The sequence below is a fragment of the Streptomyces sp. NPDC007162 genome, from assembly GCF_040634175.1.
Lineage (GTDB): Bacteria > Actinomycetota > Actinomycetes > Streptomycetales > Streptomycetaceae > Streptomyces.
Window position 1 is genome coordinate 1 of record NZ_JBEYFC010000650.1, and the last position, 4,286, is coordinate 4,286.

Below are 4,286 nucleotides of genomic sequence, written 5' to 3' on the forward strand. Positions count from 1 at the left end.
GACAATTCGCGTCGTCGCCCGCAGGGCGGCCTCGCGGCGCCAGATGCGTGCTCTGGGGGTCCACCCGGCCGGAGGCTGGGGGAGCGTGCATGGCGTCGCGAGGCAGACGGGAATTGCCAGACAGGCCCTAAGCTTGTTCTTTTTCTTCGAGCTAAGCCGGCGGGGCCGCGTACGGGCCCTCCTCGTAGGGGGGCTCCGGGTCGCGGGGGCCGAACAGCGCCGTGAGCCCCAGCTGGACCAGCAGCGCCGAGAACGACCACGCGAGCAGCGCCCCCTTCGCCCCGAGCTTCAGCGGCGCCGAGAACGTCACGCCCTTGCCCGCGGCCTTGGCATGCGCGATCACGTCCTGCTGGGGCCCCAGCCACATCCCCAGCCGCCACGCCAGCAACGACGCGAGCAGCCCGCCGACGCCCAGCGCCACCACCAGCGGCACGCCGCCGCGCCGCCGCCACAGGAACACCGCCACCGCGCTCACGGCCCCGAAGGCCAGCGCCAGCAGCGTGAACGTGCCGTCCACGCCGGCCGCCTGCTCGCCCTCGGTGTCCTTGAGGTAGACCACCCAGCTCTTGCCGGAGCGGTCCCCCACCAGCGGCACGTGCGGCGCCAGCCACAGCCACAGCAGCCCCAGCAGCACCCCGCTCACGGCCAGTACGACCGTGACGACCGCGGCCTCCCGCAGTTCCGTCTTCATCCCGGGACCGTCCTGTCCGTACTCGCCCGACTCTCCCGCGGCCTCCCCGGCAGGCGGCGGCACCTGCCAGGCCTGGTGCGAGGACTGGTCGTGCGGCGGCGGAGGCGGCGTCAACGGTGCGGTCACCCTGACATCGTGCCAGGTCGTCCTGTGCGGCGCGTCACCGGACGGCGGCCCTTCGGTACGCCCAGGTCGCGACGGCCAGCGACACCACCCCGACGGCCGCGCACACACCCAGGTCGACGAGGACGACGGCCCAGTCGGGGCGTGCCCCGAAGGTACGGGCGTAGGCCTCGACGCCGTACGTCGACGGCAGTAGGTCGCGCGCGAACCGGATGACCTCCGGCATCCGGTCCGGCGGCAGCACACCCAGCAGCAGCGCCGCCGACATGCCCAGCTGTCCGAGCAGCGTGGCGAGCTCGGGGCGCGGCGCGAGCAGCCCGCAGGCGGCGCCGAGTCCGGCCAGGGCGGCCCCGGCGAGCGGGATCACCGCGACGAGGATCCACAGGTTCCCCAGCGGCAGCCCGAACAGCACGCACCCGAAGGCGGCCGTCACCAGCGTGCCCGGCACGGTGAAGGAGGCGTACGCGGCGGCGGCCCCGAGCACCACGGAGGCCGGCGGCACCGGCAGGGTGGCGTAGTGGTCGAGCCCGCCGCTCGCCCGCAGCTGCCCGAAGTACTGCGCCAGCAGGTTCAGGGCCACGAAGGCGACGACGACCACCGAGGAGCCGGCCACCACGGACTGGGCCTCGCCTTGGCTGTCCACCACCCCGCGCATCATGATCATGATGCCGACGGACTGGAAGGTCGCGACGAACAGCAGCGGGATACGCGCCACCCGGGCCCGGGACAGCTGCGCCCGGTAGACGGCCATCAGCGACGGCCACAGCCGGGCACGCGGCCCCAGCTCGGCCACCGCGCCGCCCGGCGCCGTCTCCTCCGCGCCCAGGGCACCGCCCGGCAGGATCTCCGCGGGTACGACACTCACGTCGCGCTGCTCCTCTTCCCGACGGCGGCGGCCTTCCCGGCGGCGTCCACGGCACATGCGGCCGCCGCGTCCTCCCGTACGGGTCCGCCCGGCTCCGCGTTCACTCTCGCATCCACGTTCACGCCTTCACCAGCCCCTGCCGTGCGGCGCCGCCCAGCGCCAGGTAGACGTCCTCCAGGCTGGGCGTGGCCAGGGTGAAGTCGTCCAGGGCGGCGAAGGCGGCCCCGCCGGTCACCGTGGCGACGGCGGCCCGGGCCTCTTCGGGCGCGAGCCGCAGCGTCCAGCGCCGGCCGGACTCGACGGCGCGCTCCCGCAGGGCGGCCACCTCGGGCACGTCCAGCGGCGCCCGCTCCCGCCACACCAGCTCGACCCGCACCTCGTCGGCGACCCGTTCCTTGAGCCCGGCGGGGGTGTCACAGGCGATGACCCGCCCCTGGTCCAGTACGGCGACCCGGTCCAGGACCGTCTCCGCCTCGATCACGTTGTGGGTGACCAGGACGACGGTGGTGCCCCGCTCGGCGCGCCGCCGGTCGACGGCGGCCCACACCGCCCGCCGGGCCACCGGGTCCATCCCGGTCGTCGGCTCGTCCAGGACGAGCAGCGGCCGCTCCCCGACCAGCGCGGCGGCGAAACAGGCCAGCCGACGCTGTCCGCCGGAGAGCTTCTTGAGCGCCCGCCCGGCGATCGGCGTCAGCCCCAGCTCCTCCAGCACGGCGTCGCGCTCCCGGCGCGCCTGCCGTACGTCGAGGCCGCGCAGCCGCCCGGTGGTCTCGGCGGCCAGCGAGACGGTCAGCTCGTCGAGGGCGCTGGACTGCTGCCCGAGGTAGGCGAGGATCCGCGCCGCCCGCTCCGGATGGCGCACGATGTCGTGCCCGAGGATCTCGACACCGCCCGAGTCGGGCCGCAGCAGCCCCGTGAGCTGCCGCACCAGCGTCGACTTCCCGGCCCCGTTCGGCCCGAGCAGTCCGAAGATCTCCGCCCGCCGGACCTCCAGCTCCACCCCGTCGGTGGCCCGCACCTCGGGCACGCCGGGAGCGCCCCGCCGCCCCTTGACCGCGGCATAGGTCTTGGTCAGCCCACGCACGGCGCACACGACGTCACCCTGTTGCCGAAGTGCCCGATCCGCGCGCGTTCTCACAAGGCACGAGACTACGGGGTCGCACACGTTTACTCGCCTTCGGGGCGCCTCACTCACTCCGAGGACGCGTGCTCCCCGGCCCCCGCCGGCACGTCGAACTCTCTCCAGAACCCCGCCCGAATGGCGTACCGGTCGTGTTCGTCGATCTGGTCGTCCTTGTGCGCGAGCAACCCGAACCGCGCCGCGTACCGCAGCAGCTCCCCGTCGATCCGGTGCGGGATCCGCGGGTACATCCCGGACAGCCGGTGCAGGTGCCCCTGGTCCCCGAGCCGCGAGATCCACCGCCGGGCGAACACCTGCCCGACCTCGTACGGATCCCCGCCGACGGTCGTGATGTCCTCCTCCCGGTCGGCCCACCGCTGCTCCGCCGTGGTCAGCTGCGCGAGCGTCGGCATGGCGGCCGCCTCCGCCGACTCCGCGACGGCGCCCGGCCGGTCCACCCAGCCCTTGTCGGAGGACCACCGCAGCGTGGCGGTGGTCGCCGGGTGCACCGGCTGCGCCCCCGGCGCCCGCAGCGCCGCGAGGTCCTTCGGCGTGGGCACCCCCTTCGGCGCGGGCACCCTCTCCTGCGTCCCGTTCCCGACGGCGCCCGCCACCGGCGCCCGCTCCGCCTCGTCGGCGCCCGCCTCCGCTGCGGCCGGCGCCGACTCGGGCAGCGGCGCGGAGAGGATCGCGGCGATCTCCGGCCGGGGCACCGGCGAGGGCGCGCAGACCGCGGTCAGCTCCTTGGCCCGTACGGCCTGGGTGATCCACGCGCGGTCAAGGACCCGCCGCTCGTCGGCCTCGGCGACCAGGTCCTCGGACTGGTTGTAGTCGCCGTCGGCGGCCTGCACGGCCCACAGGTGTACGGCGACCCCGTGCTCCTTGGCGGCCATCATGCCCGGCAGCAGGTCCCCGTCGCCGGTCACCAGGACGATGTCGGAGCAGGCGCGGTTGCGGGCCAGTTCGGTCAGCTCGGCGTGCATGGCCGCGTCCACGCCCTTCTGCGCCCAGCGTCCGTCGCTGCGGGTCAGGGCGCCGAGCCGGACGGTCACCCGGGGCATCACGCGCAGTCGGCGGTGCTCCGGCTGGGGAACGCGGTCGGGGGCGCCGTCGAACCAGTAGATGCGCAGCAGTGGACGCTCGGTGTCGGACTCCGCGCGCTCGCGCAGCGCCTGGATCAGCGCGGCGTGGTCGACGGTGATCCGGGATCGGGAGGGCTCACCGGCGAGGAGACTGGCGGCGGCACCCAGCAGATACCCGGCGTCCACCAGGACGATGCAGCGGTCCACGCGACTCACCCTCTTTCCGGGAGGTTTGCTTTTCGGGGCTTCCTTCGAGTCTGCCCGACGGCGCTGGGGTTAACGGCCCGAACTCGATCTTCGGCGTGGCGTTTCGACGGCGTTGCCCCGGAAGCTCCAACGGACCACCTCATATAGGCGGTTGAGGTCGTCGTTGCCGCAGGCGAAGGTACCGGTGGGCCGCAGGTC

4 protein-coding genes are annotated in these 4,286 nt (G+C 74.3%); all 4 read right to left on the reverse strand.

The annotated features are described in order from the left end of the window. Positions 1–151: 151 nt before the first annotated feature. The gene (locus ABZ646_RS41280) at positions 152–817 is read right to left on the reverse strand and encodes an AAA family ATPase (RefSeq protein WP_360531319.1); all 666 of its coding nucleotides are present in this window, start codon (positions 815–817) and stop codon (positions 152–154) included. 34 nt (positions 818–851) lie between these two features. Next, positions 852–1,679, reverse strand: a complete 828-nt coding sequence (locus ABZ646_RS41285) for an ABC transporter permease (protein WP_360531322.1) — start codon at positions 1,677–1,679, stop codon at positions 852–854. Between the two features lie 118 nt (positions 1,680–1,797). Further along, entirely contained in the window at positions 1,798–2,817 is a 1,020-nt protein-coding gene (locus ABZ646_RS41290; RefSeq protein WP_360531325.1) for an ABC transporter ATP-binding protein, read from the reverse strand. Positions 2,818–2,870: 53 nt separating this feature from the next. Further along, complete coding sequence (locus ABZ646_RS41295; protein WP_360531328.1) at positions 2,871–4,088, reverse strand: NYN domain-containing protein; 1,218 nt, start codon at positions 4,086–4,088, stop codon at positions 2,871–2,873. Positions 4,089–4,286 lie beyond the last annotated feature (198 nt).